This window comes from Actinomadura sp. NBRC 104425 (genome assembly GCF_030269545.1).
GTDB classification, from domain to species: Bacteria; Actinomycetota; Actinomycetes; order Streptosporangiales; family Streptosporangiaceae; genus Spirillospora; species Spirillospora keratinilytica.
The window spans coordinates 45,016-65,430 of the sequence record NZ_BSTN01000030.1; the positions used below are offsets into that span (position 1 = coordinate 45,016).

Annotated in this window: 15 protein-coding genes; 6 read left to right on the forward strand and 9 right to left on the reverse strand. The window is 74.5% G+C overall.

The annotated features are described in order from the left end of the window. Nucleotides 1–92 precede the first annotated feature (92 nt). Both QSK22_RS29075 and QSK22_RS29080 read left to right on the forward strand, forming a co-directional pair. On the forward strand, nucleotides 93–1,274 hold the full coding sequence (locus QSK22_RS29075) for an acyl-CoA dehydrogenase family protein (protein WP_285497628.1): 1,182 nt from the start codon (nucleotides 93–95) through the stop codon (nucleotides 1,272–1,274). Nucleotides 1,275–1,695: 421 nt separating this feature from the next. After that, nucleotides 1,696–2,367, forward strand: coding sequence for a TetR/AcrR family transcriptional regulator (locus QSK22_RS29080; RefSeq protein WP_285497629.1), 672 nt, complete (start codon nucleotides 1,696–1,698; stop codon nucleotides 2,365–2,367). Between the two features lie 13 nt (nucleotides 2,368–2,380). On the opposite strand, the gene QSK22_RS29085 is transcribed toward QSK22_RS29080, so the two are convergent. The 5 genes from QSK22_RS29085 to QSK22_RS29105 all read right to left on the reverse strand — a co-directional run bounded on the left by QSK22_RS29085 (nucleotide 2,381) and on the right by QSK22_RS29105 (nucleotide 7,729). Next, the gene (locus tag QSK22_RS29085) at nucleotides 2,381–4,048 is read right to left on the reverse strand and encodes a long-chain fatty acid--CoA ligase (RefSeq protein ID WP_285497630.1); all 1,668 of its coding nucleotides are present in this window, start codon (nucleotides 4,046–4,048) and stop codon (nucleotides 2,381–2,383) included. A gap of 231 nt (nucleotides 4,049–4,279) precedes the next feature. Beyond that, a complete protein-coding gene (locus QSK22_RS29090) occupies nucleotides 4,280–5,383 on the reverse strand; it encodes an NAD(P)H-dependent flavin oxidoreductase (protein WP_285497632.1) in 1,104 nt (367 codons plus the stop codon). Then, entirely contained in the window at nucleotides 5,380–6,111 is a 732-nt protein-coding gene (locus tag QSK22_RS29095; RefSeq protein WP_285497633.1) for a CoA-transferase subunit beta, read from the reverse strand. The genes QSK22_RS29090 and QSK22_RS29095 overlap by 4 nt, the downstream gene beginning before the upstream one ends. After that, nucleotides 6,108–6,968 (reverse strand): CoA transferase subunit A, encoded by an 861-nt coding sequence (locus QSK22_RS29100; RefSeq protein WP_285497634.1) that lies wholly within the window; start codon nucleotides 6,966–6,968, stop codon nucleotides 6,108–6,110. Before QSK22_RS29100 ends, QSK22_RS29095 begins: the two co-directional genes overlap by 4 nt. Next, nucleotides 6,965–7,729 carry an enoyl-CoA hydratase family protein gene (locus QSK22_RS29105; protein ID WP_285497635.1) on the reverse strand — a complete coding sequence of 255 codons (765 nt, stop codon included), beginning with the start codon at nucleotides 7,727–7,729 and terminating at the stop codon, nucleotides 6,965–6,967. Before QSK22_RS29105 ends, QSK22_RS29100 begins: the two co-directional genes overlap by 4 nt. Before the next feature lie 65 nt (nucleotides 7,730–7,794). On the opposite strand from QSK22_RS29105, the gene QSK22_RS29110 reads away from it, so the two are divergent. The 3 genes from QSK22_RS29110 (at nucleotide 7,795) to QSK22_RS29120 (ending at nucleotide 14,819) form a co-directional block, all read left to right on the forward strand. Then, nucleotides 7,795–8,589 (forward strand): SDR family oxidoreductase, encoded by a 795-nt coding sequence (locus QSK22_RS29110; protein ID WP_285497636.1) that lies wholly within the window; start codon nucleotides 7,795–7,797, stop codon nucleotides 8,587–8,589. Between the two features lie 613 nt (nucleotides 8,590–9,202). Continuing rightward, a complete protein-coding gene (hrpA, locus tag QSK22_RS29115; protein WP_502872385.1) occupies nucleotides 9,203–13,153 on the forward strand; it encodes an ATP-dependent RNA helicase HrpA in 3,951 nt (1,316 codons plus the stop codon). Nucleotides 13,154–13,256: 103 nt separating this feature from the next. Continuing rightward, complete coding sequence (locus QSK22_RS29120) at nucleotides 13,257–14,819, forward strand: coiled-coil domain-containing protein (RefSeq protein WP_285497638.1); 1,563 nt, start codon at nucleotides 13,257–13,259, stop codon at nucleotides 14,817–14,819. Nucleotides 14,820–14,902: 83 nt separating this feature from the next. Here QSK22_RS29120 and QSK22_RS29125 read toward each other — a convergent pair whose 3' ends face one another. After that, the gene (locus QSK22_RS29125) at nucleotides 14,903–15,682 is read right to left on the reverse strand and encodes a hypothetical protein (RefSeq protein WP_285497639.1); all 780 of its coding nucleotides are present in this window, start codon (nucleotides 15,680–15,682) and stop codon (nucleotides 14,903–14,905) included. 239 nt (nucleotides 15,683–15,921) lie between these two features. After that, the gene (locus QSK22_RS29130; RefSeq protein ID WP_285497640.1) at nucleotides 15,922–16,437 is read right to left on the reverse strand and encodes a hypothetical protein; all 516 of its coding nucleotides are present in this window, start codon (nucleotides 16,435–16,437) and stop codon (nucleotides 15,922–15,924) included. A gap of 247 nt (nucleotides 16,438–16,684) precedes the next feature. Here QSK22_RS29130 and QSK22_RS29135 point away from each other — a divergent pair, with 247 nt between their 5' ends. After that, nucleotides 16,685–17,491, forward strand: coding sequence for an ABC transporter ATP-binding protein (locus QSK22_RS29135; RefSeq protein ID WP_285497641.1), 807 nt, complete (start codon nucleotides 16,685–16,687; stop codon nucleotides 17,489–17,491). Nucleotides 17,492–17,531: 40 nt separating this feature from the next. Here QSK22_RS29135 and QSK22_RS29140 read toward each other — a convergent pair whose 3' ends face one another. Then, nucleotides 17,532–18,917, reverse strand: coding sequence for an AAA domain-containing protein (locus tag QSK22_RS29140; RefSeq protein WP_285497642.1), 1,386 nt, complete (start codon nucleotides 18,915–18,917; stop codon nucleotides 17,532–17,534). After that, a complete protein-coding gene (locus QSK22_RS29145; RefSeq protein ID WP_285497643.1) occupies nucleotides 18,914–20,380 on the reverse strand; it encodes a hypothetical protein in 1,467 nt (488 codons plus the stop codon). Before QSK22_RS29145 ends, QSK22_RS29140 begins: the two co-directional genes overlap by 4 nt. Nucleotides 20,381–20,415 lie beyond the last annotated feature (35 nt).

A 20,415-nucleotide genomic window follows, 5' to 3' on the forward strand; every position in this document is an offset into this window, starting at 1 on the left:
CGCGGCCGGGGGCCGAACCGGGCAGCGGGAGCGATGCCGACAGCGACGACCGGTCTTGGTGCCGGGCCGCGAGACTCTGGGAGGTTGGTGGCATGGGCGGCAGGTTGCAGCAGACGTACGGGCTGACCGACGAGCAGCGGGAGATCATCGCGACCGTCCGGGCCTTCGTGGACAAGGAGGTGCTGCCGGTCGCGACGGAGCTGGAGCACGCCGACGCCTACCCGCGCAAGCTGGTCGACCGCATGCGGGAGCTCGGACTGTTCGGGCTGACGATCCCCGAGGAGCACGGCGGGCTCGGCGAGTCCCTGCTGACCTACGCGCTGGTCGTCGAGGAGCTGTCGCGCGGCTGGATGAGCCTGTCGGGGATCGTCAACACGCACTTCATCGTCGCCTGGATGATCGTCCAGCACGGCACGGACGAGCAGCGGGCGCGGTACCTGCCGCGGATGGCCGCGGGGGAGGTGCGCGGGGCCTTCTCCATGTCGGAGCCGGGATGCGGATCGGACGTGGCGGCGATCCGCACCCGCGCGACGCGCGACGGCGACGGGTACGTGATCGACGGGCAGAAGATGTGGCTGACCAACGGCGCCACGGCGAACCTGGTCGCCGTGCTCGTCAAGACCGACCCCGCCGCCGGGCACCGCGGGATGACCACGTTCCTGGTGGACAAGGAGCCCGGGTTCGGGGAGGTCGCGCCCGGCCTGACCATCCCCGGCAAGATCGGCAAGATGGGGTACAAGGGCGTCGACACGACCGAGCTGCTGTTCGACGGGTACCGCATCGACGCCGGGCAGGTGCTCGGCGGGCAGCCCGGGCGCGGCTTCTACCACATGATGGACGGCGTGGAGGTCGGCCGCGTCAACGTGGCGGCGCGCGCCTGCGGCGTGGCGCGGCGCGCCTACGAGCTGGCGCTGTCCTACGCCAGGCGGCGCGAGACGTTCGGCCGGCCGATCGCCGAGCACCAGGCCGTGCTGTTCCGCCTCGCCGAGATGGCCACCAAGGTGGAGGCCGCGCACCAGATGACGGTGATGGCCGCCCGCCGCAAGGACTCCGGCGAACGCAACGACCTGGAGGCCGGGATGGCCAAGTACCTGGCCAGCGAGTACTGCAAGGAGGTCGTCGAGGACGCCTTCCGCGTCCACGGCGGATACGGCTACTCCACCGAGTACGAGATCGAGCGGCTCTACCGCGAGGCGCCCATGCTGCTGATCGGCGAGGGCACGGCCGACATCCAGCGGATGGTGATCGGGCGGCGCCTGCTGGAGGAGGGCTGACCGTCCCGGCGCGAAGCCCTGTGCGCCGACGGTCGATCGGCTGTGCACCGGGCGTCGACCACGGCCCGCCCGGTCGGCGTACCGGTGGCGCCGTCTATGAGGCGCATGAGGCCCGTGAGCTGACGGCGGCCGGCCCGCGCGACGCGGTCGCGCGGGCCGGCGCTTCGCGCATGGCGCTCCCGTTCCCGGGCGGCGGCGCGGTTCCGGAAAGCGTTCGGAAAAGCGCATACCGACCAGTCGGTCTCGGCGGCGTATGATCGGGGCGGAAACCCGTCGGCGGCCGGCCGGCGGCACGGCGGCCCGTTGACATGAACGAGGGCCGTGCGCGCCGCCCCGGGACACCGGCGCCGATACGCTGAGCGCTGTTCACGAGCGGCAGGCCGTCCCCGCGGCGGGACCGGCCCGAGGACAGGGGAGAGCCATGACGCAGCGGCTGGCGGGGGACGCGTCCGCCTACGCGTCCATCCCGGACCGCCTGCTGGCCGTGGCGACGCGGCTGTTCGCCGAGAAGGGCTACGAGAGCACCTCGGTCCAGGAGATCGTCGCCGCCGCCGGGGTCACCAAGGGCGCCATGTACCACTACTTCGGCGCCAAGGACGACCTGCTCTACGAGATCTACCACCGGCTCCTCGGCCTGCAGACGCGGCGGCTGCGCGAGTTCGCCGGCGGAACCGGCCCGGTGGAGGAGCGGCTGCGCGCGGCCGCGGTCGACGTGCTGTCCACCAGCTTCCGGTACCTGGACGAGTTCACCGTCTTCTTCCGCTCCATGCACATGCTGCCCAAGGAGCGCCGCCGCGCCGTGCGGGCCGAGCGGCGCCGCTACCACGAGCAGTTCCGCGCCCTGGTGGAGGAGGGGCAGCGCGAGGGCGTCTTCCGCGCCGACGTCCCCGCCGACCTGTCGGTGCACTACTTCTTCGGCGCCGTCCACCAGGTCAGCACCTGGTACCGGCAGGACGGGCCGCTGGACGCGCAGCAGATCAGCGAGTACTACGTCGACCTGTTCCTCAACGGGCTGCGCGCGCGTCCCGAAGGCCCGGCGGCCGCCGCGCCCGGACGTCCCGCCGGGGACGACGGGGGCGCGGCGTCCGCCTGAGAGCGGCGCGGGCTCAGCTCCGCGCGGCGCGCTCGGCCCGCTCCACGCGTTCCACCTTGAAGGCGCCCTCGCGGAACCGCGCCCGCAGCGGCTTCTTGTCGAACTTGCCCACCGTCGTCTTGGGGATCTCGTCGAGGAACGTCCAGTTCTCCGGCACCTGCCAGCGCGCCACCTTGCCGTCCAGGAAGGCCGCCAGCTCCGCCGCCGTGACCGCCGCGCCCCGCCGCCGCACCACGCACGCCAGCGGACGCTCGGTCCACCGCGGGTCGGGCACGCCGATCACCGCGGCCTCCAGCACGTCCGGATGCGCCATCAGGTGGTTCTCCAGCTCCACCGAGGAGATCCACTCGCCGCCCGACTTGATGACGTCCTTGGCCCGGTCGGTGATCTGGAAGAAGCCGCGCTCGTCGATCGTGCCGATGTCGCCGGTGCGCAGCCAGCCGTCGTGGAACTTCTCCGGCGCCGGGTCGCGGTGGTAGGAGCCGGTGATCCACGGACCGCGGACCTCGATCTCGCCGACGGACGTGCCGTCCCACGGCAGCTCCTCGCCCCCGTCGCCGACGATGCGCATCTCCACGCCCGCCGCGACCCGGCCGGACCGCATCCGCCAGTCCACGTCCTCGGGCGTGCCGGGCCGCACGCCGGGCGGCGGGAACGCCATGCCGCCCAGCGGGCTGGTCTCGGTCATCCCCCAGCCCTGGATGATGCGCAGGCCGTAGCGCTCCTCGAAGCGCTCCAGCAGGGCGCGCGGCGCGGCGGCGCCGCCGGACGTGCCGGTGCGCAGCGACGACAGGTCGATCTCGTGCTCGGCGCCGTACTCCAGGATGCCGTTCCAGATCGTCGGGACCGCGGACGCCACGGTGCTGCGCTCGGCCGCGATGAACCGGGTGAGGTGCTCGGGCTGCAGGAACGGCCCGGGCATGTGCAGGGACGCCCCCGACATCAGCGCCCCGTACGGCAGCCCCCAGGCGTTGACGTGGAACATCGGGACGATCGCCAGCACCCGGTCGGCCTCGGTGATGCCCACCAGCGACGCCGACTGCACCGCCATCGCGTGCAGGAACGTCGAGCGGTGCGAGTACACCACGCCCTTGGGGTCGCCGGTGGTGCCGCTGGTGTAGCACATCGACGCGGCCGCGCGCTCGTCGATCTCGGGCCAGGCGAAGCCCGGCTCCTCGGCCGCCAGCAGCTCGCGGTAGCGCAGCACGCGCGCCCGGCCGCCCGACGCCTCCTCCAGCGCGCTCGCGTCGCCGTCGCCCACCACGATGTAGGTCTCCACGCAGGGCACCCGCCCGGCGACCCGCGCCAGCAGCGGGACGAGGTTGTCGTCGACGATGACGACGCGGTCCTCGGCGTGGCCGATGATGTGCGCCAGCTGGTCGGGGAACAGCCGGATGTTGAGGGTGTGCAGCACCGCGCCCATGCCGGGCACGGCGAAGTAGGCCTCCAAATGCTCCTGGTGGTTCCAGCAGAACGTGCCGACCGCCTCGCCGGTGCGCACACCGAGCCGGGACAGCGCCGCGGCGAGCCGCTCGGCGTTCTCGGCCACCTGCGCGTACGTGGCGCGGCGGGCGCCCGTGCCGGTCCAGGTCACGCATTCGCTTCCGCCGAACACCCGGGACCCGTGCCTGAGTATCGCGCTGACGGTGAGCGGGTAGTCCTGCATCGTGCTTCGGATCATGCGTTTCTCCGGGGGTGGGCGAAAGCGTGTGCCGGCAATCCTCCGGCCGGCGGCTGTGTCCGAGAACACATACCGACCGGTCGGTTAAACGTTAGGGTCGTCCCGTTCGCGGCGTCAACGGGTGCGGGGCGGTCGGCGTGCGGTCGCGCCCGGAGCGCCACCCGCCGCGCCGAGCGGGAGAGCTCGACGGGGGCCGGCCGCCGTCCTCGCCGGGATCGAGGCGGACGCCCGCTAATCCCGCACGACCGCCGACTGCTGCGCGGCGATCGCCTCGGCGGCCTCGCGGACGATCCGGCCGATCAGCTCCGCGCACGTCGGCAGGTCGTCGATCACCGCCACCGCCTGGCCGGACGCCATCACGCCGAGGTCGGGACGCCCGTCGACCATCGCGGCCTTCAGCAGCATCGGGGTGTTGGCGGCCATGAGCACCTGCGACCACGACAGGTCCCGGCCGCGCCGCATCGCCCGCCCGTCGGCCAGCATCGCCCGCCACGACATGCCGGAGATCCGCCGGAACCGGGCGGCGCTGCGCACCGCCCGGGCCAGGCGGGCGACGCGGCCGGAGCGTTCGAGGCCGTCCACCAGGCCGCTGCGCAGCACCCGGTGCGGCAGCCCGTCGACCTGCCGGGTCACCACGGTCTCGGCGGCGCGCAGGTAGACCTGCTTGACCGCGTCGGGCACGGGGCTGTCGGCGGTCAGCAGGAACCGGGTGCCCATCGCCACGCCCGCCGCCCCGTAGGCCAGCGCGGCGGCCAGGCCGCGCCCGTCGAAGAACCCGCCGGCGGCGATCACGGGGATGTCGACGGCGTCCACGACCTGGGGGAGCAGCAGCGTCGTGGCGAGCGGTCCGGTGTGCCCGCCGCCCTCGCCGCCCTGCACCAGCACCGCGTCCGCGCCCCAGCCGGCGACCTTCTCGGCGTGCCGCCGGGCCCCCACCGACGGGATCACCACCACGCCCGCGTCCTTCAGCCGGGCGATCAGCTCGCGCCTGGGCGCCAGGGCGAACGAGGCGACCCGCACCCCCTCCCTGACGATCAGGTCGACGCGCTCGTCCGCGTCGGCGGCGTCGGCCCGCAGGTTCACCCCGAACGGCGCGTCCGTGCGCTCCTTGACCTCGCGGATCGCGGCGGCCAGCCGGTCGACCGTCATGGTCGCCGACGCCAGCACGCCGAGGCCGCCGGCGTTCGCCACCGCCGTCACCAGGCGCGGCCCGGCCACCCAGCCCATGCCCGTCTGCATGACCGGGTGCCGGACGCCGGTCAGCCGCGTCAGCGGCGTGTCGAGCACCCGCCCCGCCGCCTGCCCGGCCGCCCTGCCGGTCGCGCCGCCGGTCATCCGGGGACCTCGCGTTCGCGCAGCCCCCTGGGATCGAGCACCTCGCGCATGAGCCGCAGCTCCTCGGCGGTGGGCGAGCGCGTCTCGGGCACCTCGTCCGGGACGACCAGCTCGAAACCGGTGCGGGCGACGACGTCCTCGACCGTCACCCCCGGGTGCGTGGAGCGCAGCCGCATCCGCCGGTCCGGGGTGCCGAAGTCCAGGACGGCGAGGTCGGTCACCACCGCACGCAGCTCGAACGCGCCCCGGTCGCCGCCGATGCCGCTGACGAAGTCGACCTTCTCGGTGAACACGCGGGGCGAATGCCGGGGGATCCAGTAGCTGGTGGTGTTGACGCGGGTGTTTCCGGGCGCCCCCCGCACGCCGAGCAGCTGCCGCGCCGGGCGCTCCCAGTCGCCGATGCAGGAGATGTTGGAGTTGCCGAACCGGTCGATCTGGCTGGCGCCCAGGACCACGTGCCTGCGCCCGTTCAGCACCAGCCACAGGTGGTCGCGGAACGGCAGCCAGCCCTCGACCGCTCCGGCGGGCGCGCCCAGCGGCACCGGCTCCGCGGTCAGGTGCGGCCCGCCGTCGGTGGTCAGCAGGTCCGGTTCGAACGTCATCCGCGCCAGCCGCGCCCCCAGCGCGGGCACCGTGCCGGACACCGCCGCGGCGACGATCTCCCCGTCCCCGCGGAACAGCTCCGCGCACGCCACCGCGCACACCTCGGCCCGCGTCGCCGCGCTCACCGCGACTCCTCCTGCCAGATGCGGACGGCGTCCTGGTAGGCGGCCTCGTCGCCGGACAGGAAGCGGTCGCGGAAGGCCCGCCACTGCGCGGGGTCGCCCGCCGACCGCGCGTACAGCCGCTGGAACGCCTCGTCGCGGCCGCGGTCGGGCTCGCAGGCGGTGAAGTGCGCGCCGTTGGGCGTCTCCACCACGCCCGTGACGTACGAGCGGCTGATCAGCAGTGACTGCACCGGTCCCTCCTTGAGCAGGTCGCCGGTGTCCACGAGGCGTTCGCAGGACACGTACACGCGGTCGGCGGCCTTGGCGAACAGGTCGTCCATGTAGGGGTCGGGGCCGAGGTACTGGCCGTTGCCGCGCGCGTCGGCGCGGTTCATGTGGACCAGCGCGACGTCCATCGCCAGCGGTGGCACGGCGATCAGCTCGGTGCCGTCCGGGTACGGCGAGCGGACGGTGCGCAGCCCGGGGTTGACGCGCAGCACGTCCGATCCCAGGCCCGCCGGCGTCGGCAGGAACGGCAGCCGGTGCGCCGCCGCGTACAGCCCGAACATGAACATGCCCTCGTCGTACTCGGTGAGCTCGACCGCCCCGTTCTGCCGGGCCGCCCGGAAGTGCGGCTCCAGCGGGATCGAGTCGAGCGTGACGAACGGCGCGACCAGCCTGCGGACCTTGCCGTAGGCGCACAGCAGCCCCACGTCCGGACCGCCGCAGGACACCACCGTCAGGTCGGTGACCGGCGACCGGCAGACCGCCCGCACCAGCGCCATCGGCTTGCGGCGCGACCCCCAGCCGCCGATCCCGACCGTCATGCCGCTGTGCAGCGACGCGGCGACCTCGTCCACGGTCATGACCTTGCTCATCGGCCCTCCTCGGCGGCCCGGCCGCCGCGGACGAAGGCGTCGCGGTGCCGGTCGCCCGCGCCGGTCAGGTTCAACTCGAACGTGAAGCCCTGCTCGAACCGGTAGCTGCGCTTGACGTCGACCGGGTCGATGCCGTTCAGCGACTCCTTGGCCCGCCGGATCACGTACCGGTCCTTGGCCGCGATGTCGCGGGCCACCGCCATCGCCGCGTCGCGCAGCCGCGCCGCCGGGACGACCTCCAGCACCGACCCGTGCCGGTGCAGCTCCTCGGCGGTGACGTTGCGGCAGGTGTAGACCATGGCGCGCATCAGGTGCTGGGGGACGAGCCGGGCCAGGTGGGTGGCGGCGCCCAGCGCGCCCCGGTCCACCTCGGGCAGGCCGAAGTAGGCGTCCTCGGCCGCCACCACGACGTCGGCGCTGCCGGCCAGCCCGACGCCGCCGCCCAGGCAGAACCCGTGCACCGCCGCCACGACCGGGACCTCGCAGTCGTACACCGCCGCGAACGCCGCATAGCACCCCCGGTTGGCGCCGACCAGCGCGGTGTGACCCTCGGCGGCCTGCATCTCCTTGATGTCGACGCCCGCATTGAAGCCGCGTCCGTCGGCGCGGAGTACCACCGCCCCGACCTTCGGGTCGCGTCCGGCCGCCAGCACGGCGTCGGCCAGGTCGTACCAGCTTCGGACGGTGAGCGCGTTGACCGGGGGCGCGGTGACGACGATCTCGGCCACCCCGTCGGGGTGGGTCGTGGTGGAGACTCCCATGCGCTACCTTTCCACCAAACATTTGTTAGAACAGAACGGTAGCAGGAACCCGCCGGGAGGGCCCGATGGCGCTGACGCTGGATCTGAGCGGCCGCCTCGCCGTGGTCACCGGGGGCGTGCGGGGCGTCGGACGCGGCATCAGCCGGGCGTTCCTGGCCGCCGGGGCCGACGTCGTCGCCGTCGCCCGCCGCGAGCCGCCGGACTTGCCCTCCGCGGGCGGCCGCACCGCCCGCTTCGTCTCCCTCGACGTGCGCGACCCGGACGCCGTGCAGGACCTCATGGACGGCCTCGACCGGATCGACGTGCTGGTCAACAACGCGGGCGGCACCCCGTACCTGCCGCTGTCGGACGGCGACCCGCGCACCCACGCCAAGATCATCGAGCTGAACCTGACCGCCCCGCTGATCTGCGCCCGGGCCGCCGCCGCCCGCATGCGGGTCCGGCCCGGCGGCGGCTCCATCATCATGGTCGGCAGCGTGAGCGGGGTGCGGCCCTCGCCCGGCACCGCCGCCTACGGCGCCGCCAAGGCGGGCCTGCACAGCCTGGCGGCCTCCCTGGCGGTCGAATGGGCCCCCGACATCCGGGTGAACGCCCTGGTCCTCGGCATGGTCCGCACCGAGAGCTCGCACCTGCACTACGGCGACGAGGCGGGCATCGCCGCCGTCGAACGCACCGTCCCCCTGGGCCGCCTGGCCGACCCGTACGCCGACGCCGGCGCGGCCTGCGTCTATCTCGCCTCGGACCTGGCCGCCTACGTCACCGGCTCCGCACTGCTCATGCACGGCGGCGGCGAACGCCCCGCCTTCCTGGACGCCGCCACCGCCAACAGGCCCGGCCGGAACGAGGAGGACGCCCAGTGATCTGCACGGACCGCGTCGTGGCCGTCACCGGAGCGGGCCGCGGCCTCGGCCGCGCCCAAGCCCTGGAGTTCGCCCGCCGGCGGCGCCGCCGTCGTCAACGACCTGGGCGTGGCCCGCGACGGCACCGGGGACCCGGCCGGCGGCCCCGATGATCGACAAGGGCGGCCGCTGGGACCCGTCCGAACTGGACGGCGTCGTCGCCGGCTTGCTCGCCGCAGCCCCCGCCCCGGAACCCGTCCACGGGGCGTGACCCCCGCGCCCGACTGCGACGATCCCGCATCGCGACGCTCCGGGAACCCGGCCGCACCTTACTATGTCAAGGCCGCCGCTCGTGCCAATCCCCTGTCGAAGCAGACGTCCAGGCGGCCGCCCAGCTGTAAAACAGCACTGCGGACCAGGGCGGCTGCACGGTTCCGCAAGCATCGGCGGGGGCGCCGGTACTGGAATGCCGGGCGCGTGGATGATGTTGTTAGAGCCTGGGACGGCCGGGAAAACCGATCGCCTCGGGCGCGTCGTCCCGGCTACGGTGCCAAGGTTGCGGGGACGCCCGCCCGGCGCCGCCGGCCGTCCCGCCCCGCCCTTGGCCACCCGTTCGACGGTAATGAGGACGCACGTGAAATCGCCGCTCGCCGACCTGCGCGCGCGCCTGCCCGAGCTGACGGTCTACGACGCGCACCGGCTGCGCCGCCGGCTGGACGGCGCGCAGAAGCTGCGGGACGAGCGGCGCCGCGCCCGGGTGCTGGCGAAGATCGGCGAGGAGATCGAGGCCGCCGAGCGGCGGGTGGCGCGGCGCCGCGCGGCCGTTCCGGCGATCACCTATCCGGACGCGCTGCCGGTGTCGCAGAAGAAGGACGACATCCTGGCGGCGTTGCGCGACCACCAGGTGGTGATCGTGGCGGGGGAGACCGGGTCCGGCAAGACCACCCAGCTCCCCAAGATCTGTCTGGAGCTGGGCCGCGGCGTGCTCGGCTCGATCGGCCACACCCAGCCGCGGCGGCTGGCCGCCCGCACCGTGGCCGACCGGATCGTCGAGGAGCTCGGCACCGAGCTCGGCGAGGCCGTCGGCTACAAGGTGCGGTTCACCGACCGGTCCGGCGACGACACGCTGGTCAAGCTGATGACCGACGGCATCCTGCTGGCCGAGATCCAGACCGACCGGCTGCTGCGCCGCTACGACACGCTGATCATCGACGAGGCGCACGAGCGCAGCCTCAACATCGACTTCCTGCTCGGATACGTCAAGGAGATCCTGCCGAAGCGGCCCGATCTGAAGGTGGTCATCACCTCGGCGACCATCGACCCCGAGCGGTTCTCCAAGCACTTCGACGACGCGCCGATCGTGGAGGTGTCGGGCCGGACGTATCCGGTGGAGGTCCGCTACCGACCGCTGGTCGACCCCGACGACCCGCAGGCCGACCCCGACCGCGACCAGATCCAGGCGATCTGCGACGCGGTGGACGAGCTGTCCGGCGAGGCGCCGGGCGACATCCTGGTGTTCCTCAGCGGCGAACGGGAGATCCGCGACACCGCGGACGCCCTGGCCAAGCACCTCAAGGGGCGGCGCGGGCCGCAGACGGAGGTGCTGCCGCTGTACGCGCGGCTGTCGGCGGCCGAGCAGCACCGGGTGTTCCAGCCGCACTCCGGACGCCGCATCGTGCTGGCCACCAACGTCGCCGAGACGTCCTTGACCGTGCCCGGCATCAAGTACGTCATCGACCCGGGCACCGCGCGCATCTCCCGCTACAGCCACCGGCTCAAGGTGCAGCGGCTGCCGATCGAGCCGATCTCGCAGGCGTCGGCCGACCAGCGCAAGGGCCGCTGCGGGCGCGTGTCGGAGGGCATCTGCATCCGGCTGTACTCGGAGGAGGACTTCCAGGCGCGGCCGGAGTTCACCGAGCCGGAGATCCTGCGCACCAACCTGGCGTCGGTCATCCTGCAGATGACCGCGCTCGGGCTCGGCGACATCGCCGCGTTCCCGTTCGTCGAGCCGCCGGACCGCCGCAACGTCAAGGCGGGCATGGACCTGCTGCACGAGCTGGGCGCCATCGACCCGGCCGAAAAAGACCCGCGCAAGCGGCTCACCCCGCTGGGCCGCCGGCTGGCGCAGCTGCCGATCGATCCGCGGCTGGGCCGGATGATCCTGGCCGCCGACGAGGCCGGCTGCGTCCGCGAGGTGCTGGTGATCGCCTCGGCGCTGTCCATCCAGGACCCGCGGGAGCGGCCCGCCGAGCACCAGCAGGCCGCCGACGACAAGCACCGCCGCTTCGCCGACCCGACATCGGACTTTTTGGCGTACCTGAACCTGTGGAACTACCTGCGGGACCGGCAGCGGGAGCTGTCGGGCAGCGCATTCCGGCGGATGTGCCGCGAGGAGTTCCTGCACTACCTGCGGGTGCGCGAATGGCAGGACCTGCACTCCCAGCTCAAGCAGGTCGCCAAGGCGCTGGGCGTCACCGTCAACAGCGCCGACGCCGACCCCGACCGCATCCACATGGCGCTGCTGTCGGGCCTGCTGTCGCACATCGGCCTGCAGGACACCGACCGCAAGAAGGACGAGGGCGGCCAGCGGCGGCGCCCCCAGGTGGAGTACCTGGGCGCGCGCGGCGCCAGGTTCGCCCTGTTCCCCGGGTCGGCGCTGGCCAAGAAGCCGCCCCGCTGGGTGATGTCCGCCGAGCTGGTGGAGACGTCCCGGCTGTGGGGCCGCATCAACGCCCGCATCGAGCCGGAGTGGGTTGAACCGCTCGCCCAGCACCTGGTCAAACGCACCTACAGCGAGCCGCACTGGTCCAAGAAGCAGGCCGCGGTCATGGCGTACGAGAAGGTCACCCTGTACGGGGTGCCGATCGTGGCGCAGCGCCGCGTCAACTACGGGCGCATCGACCCGGAGCTGTCGCGGGAGCTGTTCATCCGGCACGCGCTGGTCGAGGGCGACTGGGACACCCGGCACCGGTTCTTCCACGACAACCGCGCGCTGCTGGACGAGGTGGAGGAGCTGGAACACCGGGCGCGGCGCCGCGACATCGTCGTCGACGACGAGACGCTGTTCGACTTCTACGACGAGCGGATCCCGCCGGAGGTGGTGTCGGGGCGGCACTTCGACGCCTGGTGGAAGAAGGCCGGCCGCACCCAGCCCGACCTGCTGAACTTCGAGAAGTCGATGCTCATCAACCAGGGCGCGGGCGAGGTCAGCGAGGCCGACTACCCCGACGCCTGGCAGCAGGGGCCGCTGCGGCTGCGGCTGACGTACCAGTTCGAGCCGGGCACCGACGCCGACGGCGTCACCGTGCACATCCCCGTGCAGGTCCTCAACCAGGTGCGGCCCGACGGGTTCGAGTGGCAGGTGCCGGGGCTGCGGCAGGAACTGGTCACCGAGCTGATCCGGTCGCTGCCCAAGCCGGTGCGCGTCAACTTCGTCCCGGCGCCCGACTTCGCGCGGCGCGTCCTGGAGCGCGTGGCGCCGCGCACCGAGCCGCTGCTGGCCGCGCTGGAGCGCGAGCTGACCGCCATGACCGGCGTGCCGGTGGCCCGCGAGGACTGGGACCTGTCGCGCCTGCCCGCCCACCTGCGGATGACCTTCCGCGTGGTGGACGAACGCGGCCGCGTGCTCGGCGAGCACACCGACCTGGACGCGCTGAAGCGCAAGCTGCGCGGCACGATGCGCGGCACCCTGGCCAAGGCCGCGTCGAGCGAGGGCATCGAACGCGCCGGGCTGCGCGAGTGGACGATCGGGGAGCTGCCGCGCACCTACGCGCGCAACCAGGGCGGGTACGAGGTCAAGGCGTATCCGGCGCTGACCGACGAGGGCGACACCGTCGCCGTCCGCATGTACGAGACCGAGGCCGAGCAGCGCCGCGCCATGTGGCTCGGCACGCGCCGCCTGGTGCTGCTCAACTGCACGTCCCCGGCCAAGCTGATCCAGAAGGGGCTGACGAACCAAGGCAAGCTGGCGCTCAGCCACAACCCGCACGGTTCGGTGGCCAAGCTGTTCGACGACTGCGTCACCGCCGCCGCCGACCGGCTGATCGCCGAGGCCGGCGGGCCGGCATGGGACGAGGCGGGGTTCCGCCGCCTGTACGACCACGTGCGCGCCGAACTGCACGACGCCACCGCCGCCATCGTGGCGCAGGTCGAGCGGATCCTGGCCGAGGCGCACGAGATCGACCGGCGCCTGCGCGGCACGACCAGCCTCACGCTGGTACCGGCGCTGACCGACGTGCGCGAGCACCTCGGCCGGCTGATCCGACCCGGGTTCGTGACCGCGACCGGCTGGCATCGGCTGCCCGACCTGCCCCGCTACCTGCGGGCGCTGCGGATCCGGCTGGACAAGCTGCCGGAGAACCCGGGCCGCGACCGGCAGCTGACCTTCCAGGTCCACCAGGTGGAGCAGGAGTACGAGGCGCTGCTGAACCGGCTGCCGCCGGCGCGGCGCGAGGAGGAGGCGGTCCGGCAGATCCGCTGGCTGCTGGAGGAGCTGCGGGTGTCGCTGTTCGCCCAGCAGTTGGGCACGCGCGTGCCGGTGTCGGACAAGCGCATCCGCAAGGCGATGGCGCAGATCGCCGTCTGAGGCGGGGCCGGCGGCCGGCCGGGGCCCGCCGCCCGCGTGTCGATCATCTCTGTCGCCCCGCAAGTCACTGCGGCCACGTGCACTAGTGCGTAAGGTTCATCTCATGCCTAACAGCGATGAGCGCGACAACAGCGGTCCCGGGGGGCAGGCCGTGACTCCCGAAGCCGCTGTCGCAGAGGCAGGCGGCGCGCAGCCGGCCGAGGGCGCCTCCGCCGCTTCCGAGAACGCCACCGCCGATAACACCGCCGATAACGCCGCCGATAACGCCGACGAGAGCACCGCCGGGAGCACCGGCGAGGGGAAGGCGGTCGCCACGACCGGGACCACCGCCGTGGCGGCCCAGCCCGGCCCCGACGATGCCGTGGCGCGGGTGGGGGACCCCGTCGCGTTCTGGCCGTGCGCCAACTGCGGCCGCCCGGTGCCGCAGCCGGTCGGGGCCGTGCGCACCGTCCGGTACTGCCAGGACAACGACGGCGCCTGCGCCCGCGAGGCGCGCGAACGGCGCGAGCGGGGCAGGGACGCGCCCGGACTGACCGGGCAGGTCGCCGCCACCTGGGAGATGGTGGAGCGGCTGGAGCGCACCGCCGACCTGCTCGCCGAGTCGCTCACCCAGGAGCTGAGCGTCGCCGGGGTGGAGCGGCGGGTCGCCGAGGTGCGGGCCGAGGCCGCCCGCGAGCTGGCCGTCGCGCAGAGCGAGCGCGACGCGTCCCAGCGGCGCGCCGAGGAGGCCTGGCAGGAGGCCGCGGCGGCCCGCAAGCGCGCCGAGGAGGCCGAACGCGCCGCCGCCAAGGCCCGCGAGGACGCCAAGCTGGCCACCTCCAAGCGGGACGCCGCCCAGCAGGCGTGGGAGGAGGCCCACCAGATCGCTCAGCAGGCGGTGTCGGCCAAGCTGGCCGCCGAGAGCGAACGCGACCGCATCGCCGCCCGCGAGACCGAGCTGCTGGCCGCGTTGGAGAACACCCGCGCCGAGCTGGTCGCCCTGCACGCCAAGCTGGCCGAGGCCGAGAGCGCGGTGGAGGCCCAGCGGGTGGAGGCCGCCGTCGCCAAGCAGGGCGCCGAGGACCTGCGCACCGCCATGCGCGACACCGAGGCGCAGCGGCAGCGCGCCATGCAGTCGGCCAGCAAGGCCGAGGCCGAGCGGGCGGCCGCGCTGCGCGCCCAGTCGGAGGCCGAGGCCGAGGTGGTGCGGGCCAACGCCCGCGCCGAGGAGGCCGTCAAGGAGCGCGACGCCGCGCTCGCGCAGGCCCGACAGGCGACCGCCGAACGCGACGAGCTGGCCGCCAAGGTCAACGACCAGGCGCTGCAGCTGCGGCAGCTGGCCCAGTCGGTGGCCGAGCAGCAGGCCGCCCTCGCCGCGCTGGCCGAGGAGCGCGACGCGGCCCGCGCCGAGGCCGACCGGGCGCGCCGCCAGATCGACCAGCTCACGCAGAACACGCTCGCGTCGAACTTCGTGCCCGCCCCGCCGCCGCCCGCGGCCGGGCATGCGCCGCAGTTCGGGACGCCCCCGCCCTACCCGAACGCGCTCTTCGGGCAGCAGGGCGGCGAGCAGGGCGCGTCGCCGACCGTCCCCGGCCTCCCCGTCCAGGGCGGCACGTCGGGGGGCGCCGGCGGGCAGCAGGGCGCCGCGCCGGCCGACCGCGAGGACCCGCTGTTCGCCGGCCCGTGACGCCCCCCGCCGGCGCCGCCGCGAACGCCGCCCTGCCGGCGCCGGGGGAGGCGGGCGGCGGCCGCCGGACGCGCGACCCGCGGTCAGGACGACCAGCAGTGCTCGGTCGCCGGGGTGGCCTCCTCCACGGGGAAGTTCACCGAAGGGGACATCTCGGGCTTGGCCGCGGGGGCGGACGGCGCGAACCGCGCGGGGGCCACCTCGATCCAGATCTGCTCGGCCCGGCCGAGCAGGCGGCCGTCGGCCCCGTACAGCGCCGTCGCCGCGTGGGTCTTGCGGCCCTCGCGGGTGCGCGCCAGGCCCATCACCACGCACTGCTCGCCCGCCGCGGGGAGCCCGGTGACCTGCGCGGTCATCGTGCCCAGCACCGATGCGCGGCCCGGTTCGAGAAACGACCACGCGCCGGGGCAGTCCAGCGCCGCCCACACCAGCTCGGGCCCCGGCTCCTCGGCCGGCGTCCACGGGGCCGCCACGGTGCCGTCGGCCACCCGGCCGGGCGCCAGCCGCAGCCCGTCGCCGGGTTCGCGGTCGGTGCCGCACACGAAGCAGCCGGGGAACGGATGGCCGTCCGCGCCGCGGAAGCCGGCGGCCGCGCCGAGCGCCTCCTCGTACGGCACCGGCGCCACCGGGGGCACCACGATCGCGCCCGCCAGGGCCTCGGCGACCACCGCCTCGCCGTCCCACAGCCGTGCGCTGAGCCCGCGCTCGTCGTCCACGCTCACCCGCAGCTCGGTGCCGAGCGGCGGCGGACGGCGCAGCGTGACGGTCACCGTGTCGGTGGACAGGTGGCCGGCGAGCAGCCCGGCCACGTAGCCGCCGTTGCCCGAGCCCTCGGGACCCCGGAACCGCGTATCTATGATCAACTGAAATCCCCCGTAGTCCGCTACGGCATGAAACCCCGCCGATGATAGTGAGCCGCCCCGACGGTTCCGCCCCCGGGTGACCTGCCGCTACTACCGTCGGCAACGGCCCATGTCCGGCCCGGGAAGGGCGGTCGCTCCGGGGACCATTCCCGGCGGCGGGCACGTCCCTCAAGGGCCCGCGCCCGCGAGACTGTGACGCGGCGGAGCGGGGGACCGTTCCCGTCAGGGCGATGGCGCGGTCACAGGGCGCGGGACGGCTGGGGGCGGCCCGGCCGGGTGCTGAAGAACACCGACAGCGACCCGGTGAGCCGGGCGCGCACCGTCGCCTCGTCCACCGGGCCGTCCTCGGGGACGGGGGTGCGCTCCAGCGCCCGGGCGATCAGCTGCTCGACGTTGCGGTCGGCGACCAGCACCGAGCACGTGTCGCAGGCGTACCAGGGGTAGAGCATGTTGAGCACGGCCACCGCCGTGTCGTCGTCCGACAGGTGGGTGGTGTCCAGCTCGACCTCGAAGACGTCGGTGTCGTCGGGGTCCAGGGTGGGGCAGTACAGCCAGCTCGGGCCGGAAACGCCGCAGAAGTCGCACGTGCGGTCGCGCTGCTCGGGGGCGCCCACGGCCAGTTCCAGCTCGTGGTCCCACGGCTCCACCCGCCGGTTGTGGCGGTACCCGACGCCGTCCAGCGTGCCCTCGCGGTTGTGCGTCACGTCATGCACCTCGCCGCCGCAGCGGGCGCACATGAAGCCGATGTCCTCCATGTCCCTCCCCGATTCGCCGGCCACCGGCTCTCACAGTATCCGGCCGCGGCCGTGCTCGTCCGTCCGGGCGTGCACCGCGACCGGGGGCGCCCCGGCGGGCGGGCGCGCCGCACCGTCGGGTACCTTGATGATCCTCTCCCCGGTGCGCTCCCGGCGATCCCGGCAGCCACCGTCCTTTTCGTCTCCGGCCGCCGCATCCGGCCGTCCGCGCCGGTTCCCCCGTCCGAGCCCGTCCGAGGAGGTACGCGTGCCGCTCGCTCCCGCCCGCACCGATGTCGTCCTCAACGCCGACAAGGTGGACCTGGTCCGCGACGGCCGGACGCTGCTGGACCAGGTGTCGATGACGGTGCTCGCCGGCGAGCACTGGGCGCTGCTCGGCCCCAACGGCGCGGGCAAGAGCACGCTGCTCGGCATCCTCGGCGCCTACACCCATCCCACGCGCGGCACCGCCGAGATCCTCGGGCACCGCCTCGGCCGGGTCAACGTGCACGAGCTGCGCGCCCTCATCGGCCAGGTCAACCCGCGGCACCCGCTGCAGTCGGCGCGCACCGTCCGCGAGGTCGTCCTGACCGGCGTGACGGGCACCATCGAGCTGGTGCCGCGGTGGACGCCCACCGCCGACGAGCTGGCCCGCGCCGACGAGCTGGTCGGGCTGATGGGCCTGGACCACCGCGCCGACGCCCGCTGGCCCACCCTGTCGCAGGGCGAGCGCGGCCGCACCCTCATCGCGCGGGCGCTGATGCCCGACCCGCCGCTGCTGCTGCTCGACGAGCCCGCCACCGGCCTGGACCTGGCCGCCCGCGAACGCCTGCTGGCCAGCCTGGACGAGCTGCGGCAGCGGCGCCGCGACCTGACCACCGTGCTGGTCACCCACCACCTGGAGGAGCTGCCCACCAGCACCACCCACGCCCTCCTGCTCAACGGGGGCCGGGTGCTGGCCGCCGGACCGGCCGACGAGGTGCTCACCACCGAGCAGGTCAGCGTGTGCTTCGAGCACCCGGTGACGATCTCCCGGCACAACGGCCGCTGGGCCGCCACCGCCGGAACCCCGTAGCCGGGCCCGCCCGCGAGAAGGCGCGCGGCGGGGGAGGGCGTCAGGCGTCGGCGGCCACGCGGTGGGCGGCCAGGTGCGCCAGCACCGCCTGGTTGGCCTCCCACCCGTCCGGAAACTTCACCGGCACGCCCAGATGCACCGGCTCGGTGGACGGGTGGGCGTCCAGCAGCTCGGGGATCCCGGCGCGGGCGACCACCACGCACGCGTGCCGGTGCCGCGAGGTCAGCACGCACAGCCGCCCCGACTCCAGGTGGAACGCGGTGGCGTCGCGGCGGCCCGACAGCGGGTGCAGCACGATCGTCACGTCGTACTCGCGGCCCTGCAGCCGGTTGGCGGTGTCGACGGTGATGCCCTCGCCCAGCGAGCCGAGCGCCGCGCGGATCGCGGCGACCTGGTCGCGGTGCGCCGCGCCGATCGCCACCCGGTCCGCGCCCACCGGCCTGGTGCCCAGCTCGGAGTGGGCGACCGGGCCGCGCTGCAGCAGCCGCACCGCCAGCGCCGCCGTCGCCCGCACCGCCTCGGCGTCGGTGCGCAGCGTGTGCCGGGCGGGCAGCTCGTACAGCGCCCAGCCGGTGGCCGCGGCCTCCTCCAGCGCCCGGTCGTAGGTGGTGCCCATGCCGCCCGCGCCGAACTCCAGCCGCCGGTCGCCCGGCCCGGTGCCGGAACGGAACCCGGTGAACGGGTAGAACGCCTCCGACACCAGCGGCGCCGCCGACGCGGGCAGACGCCACGACACCGGCAGCCGGTGCACCGGAAGGTCGGGGTTGTGCGCCAGCAGCACCGCCACGGCGCTGCGCAGCGGGTCCCAGGTCAGCCCCGCCCACCGCTCCACCTCCACGGTGGAGAACGGGTCGAGCTGCCCGGGGTCGCCGACGAACAGCGCCCGCTCGAACCGGCCGGCGATGCGCAGCAGCATGTCCGAGCGCATCTGGTACGCCTCGTCCACGATCGCCCACGGCCACGACCCGTCCGCCAGCGTCGCCCACTTGGCCGCCGTGGCGATCACGATGTCGCGGTCGGCCAGGTCGTCGGCCTTCTGCGCGATCCGCACCGACGGGTGCGCGGCGACCCGCGCCGACGGCGCGTAGGCCGCCGCCGACAGCCGCCCGACGCGCAGCGCCGGATGCTCGGCGGCGATGCGGTCGATGAGGTCGTCGACCTGCTCGTTGGTCTGCGCGACGATCATGAGGCGCTCCCCGGCCTCGGCCAGGTGCGCCGCGGCCCGCACCACCAGCGTCGACTTGCCCGCGCCGGGCGGGGAGTCGACCACCACGCCCCGGTGCTCGCCCGCCAGGTCGGCCAGCACCGCGTCCACGACCCGGGCCGCCGCGACCGCGGGGTCGGGCTCGTCCTGCGGCCCGCGCACCACGCGCAGCGGCCCCGCAGCCGGCGGGCGCGCGCCCGGCACGACCGTACGGTCCGTCATGACCACTCCTCCGCGGCGTCCTCGTCGGTGGGCACGTAGTCCTCGGTCGGGCCGCCGTGCGTCCACGGCGTCTCCTCCCGGTCGGGGAACCGGGCCGCGCCCCAGGAGTCGGCGACCCGCGAGGTGAAGCACACCCGGTCGCCGACCTGCGGGATCGTCCCGGGCTCGGGCGTCAGTCTGCGGCCCATCCCGCCGGTCAGCTCCAGCAGCACACCGCCCGCGCCGACCTCCACCACCCGGCCCTTGAGCGCGGGCCGGTCGGCGCTGCACACCGTCGTGCCGGGCTCCAGCTGCACCGGGTCCTCGGTGCCGACCCGAAGGTACGGCCGCAGCCGGGGCCGCTTGCCCGACTCGTCCAGCCGGGTCGGGTCGCACTCGGTGACCACGCCCCCGAACGCCTGGCCCGCCAGCCGGTGCTCGGCCATCACCAGCGGATCGTCGAACGCGCGCTGCGCCTCGTAGCTCTCCTGGGCGCGTTCCAGGTCGTGCAGCCGCCGCGCCGCCCGCACCGGCGGGTCGCGGCGGGCCTGCGGATACCCCTCGCCGAAGGTCTGGTGGTAGTAGGTGAACGCGTCGCGGTCGCGTTCCCATCGGGCGGGCACGCTGGCGCCCTCCGGCAGTTCGCGCAGCAGCCGCACCGCCCGCCACATCAGCTCCCACGTCGGGGCGAGCTGGCTCTCCAGCGCCCGGTGGATCTTCTCCTCCGCCTGCGGCGCCCCCTCGTTGTAGGCGGCGATGGCCGGGGCCAGCACCTCGTTGTCGAACGTGGGGTCGGTCGCCGGACCGGCCGGGGGGCAGGCCACCGGGTCCTCGGCGAGCGCCGCAGCCGCGGGGCCGTCCATGCCGTCCGGCGGGTCGATCCAGCCCAGCAGCGCCGCCAGGTTGCCGTCCTCCAGGGAGCTCTGCCCGGTCGCCCAGTGCAGCCGCAGCACCTCGGTCATCGCCAGCAGCAGCGAGCTGCCCGGGTGGTCGTGGCGCTCGGTGAACCAGGTCAGCCACCGGCCCAGCGCCGGGACCGCCGCGTCCACCGCGTACGGGCCCTCGGTGCGCCGGAACCGCGTGGAACGCCCCAGCATCCGCAGGAACGCCACCCCGCCCCGGTTGGGCACCAGCAGCTGCGGCGCGTCGCTGTAGCGGGTCTTGGCCTCACCGTCGCGTCCCGGCGGCAGCTGCTCCACCGACCCGCGGCCGGCCTCCACGTGGTCCAGCACCACCTTGGCCAGGTCGGCGGCGAACGCGAACCGCAGATCGCGGTTGCGCGGCTGCGGCACCACCAGCAGCGCCGGGGCGGACGGGCGCGTGCCGAGCATCACCGCCAGCGGCGCGGCCGCCTCGCCGGCCAGCTTCAGCGGCACCATCACCAGCGGCGCCTCGGCCAGATGGCAGTGCCGCACCGTGGCCAGCGGCTGCGCCCGGCCCGTGGCGACCGCCTCCAGCCGCGCCAGCGACGTCAGCGCGCTCACCCCTGGCCCCCGCGGACTCCCGGGGCGCCGGTAAG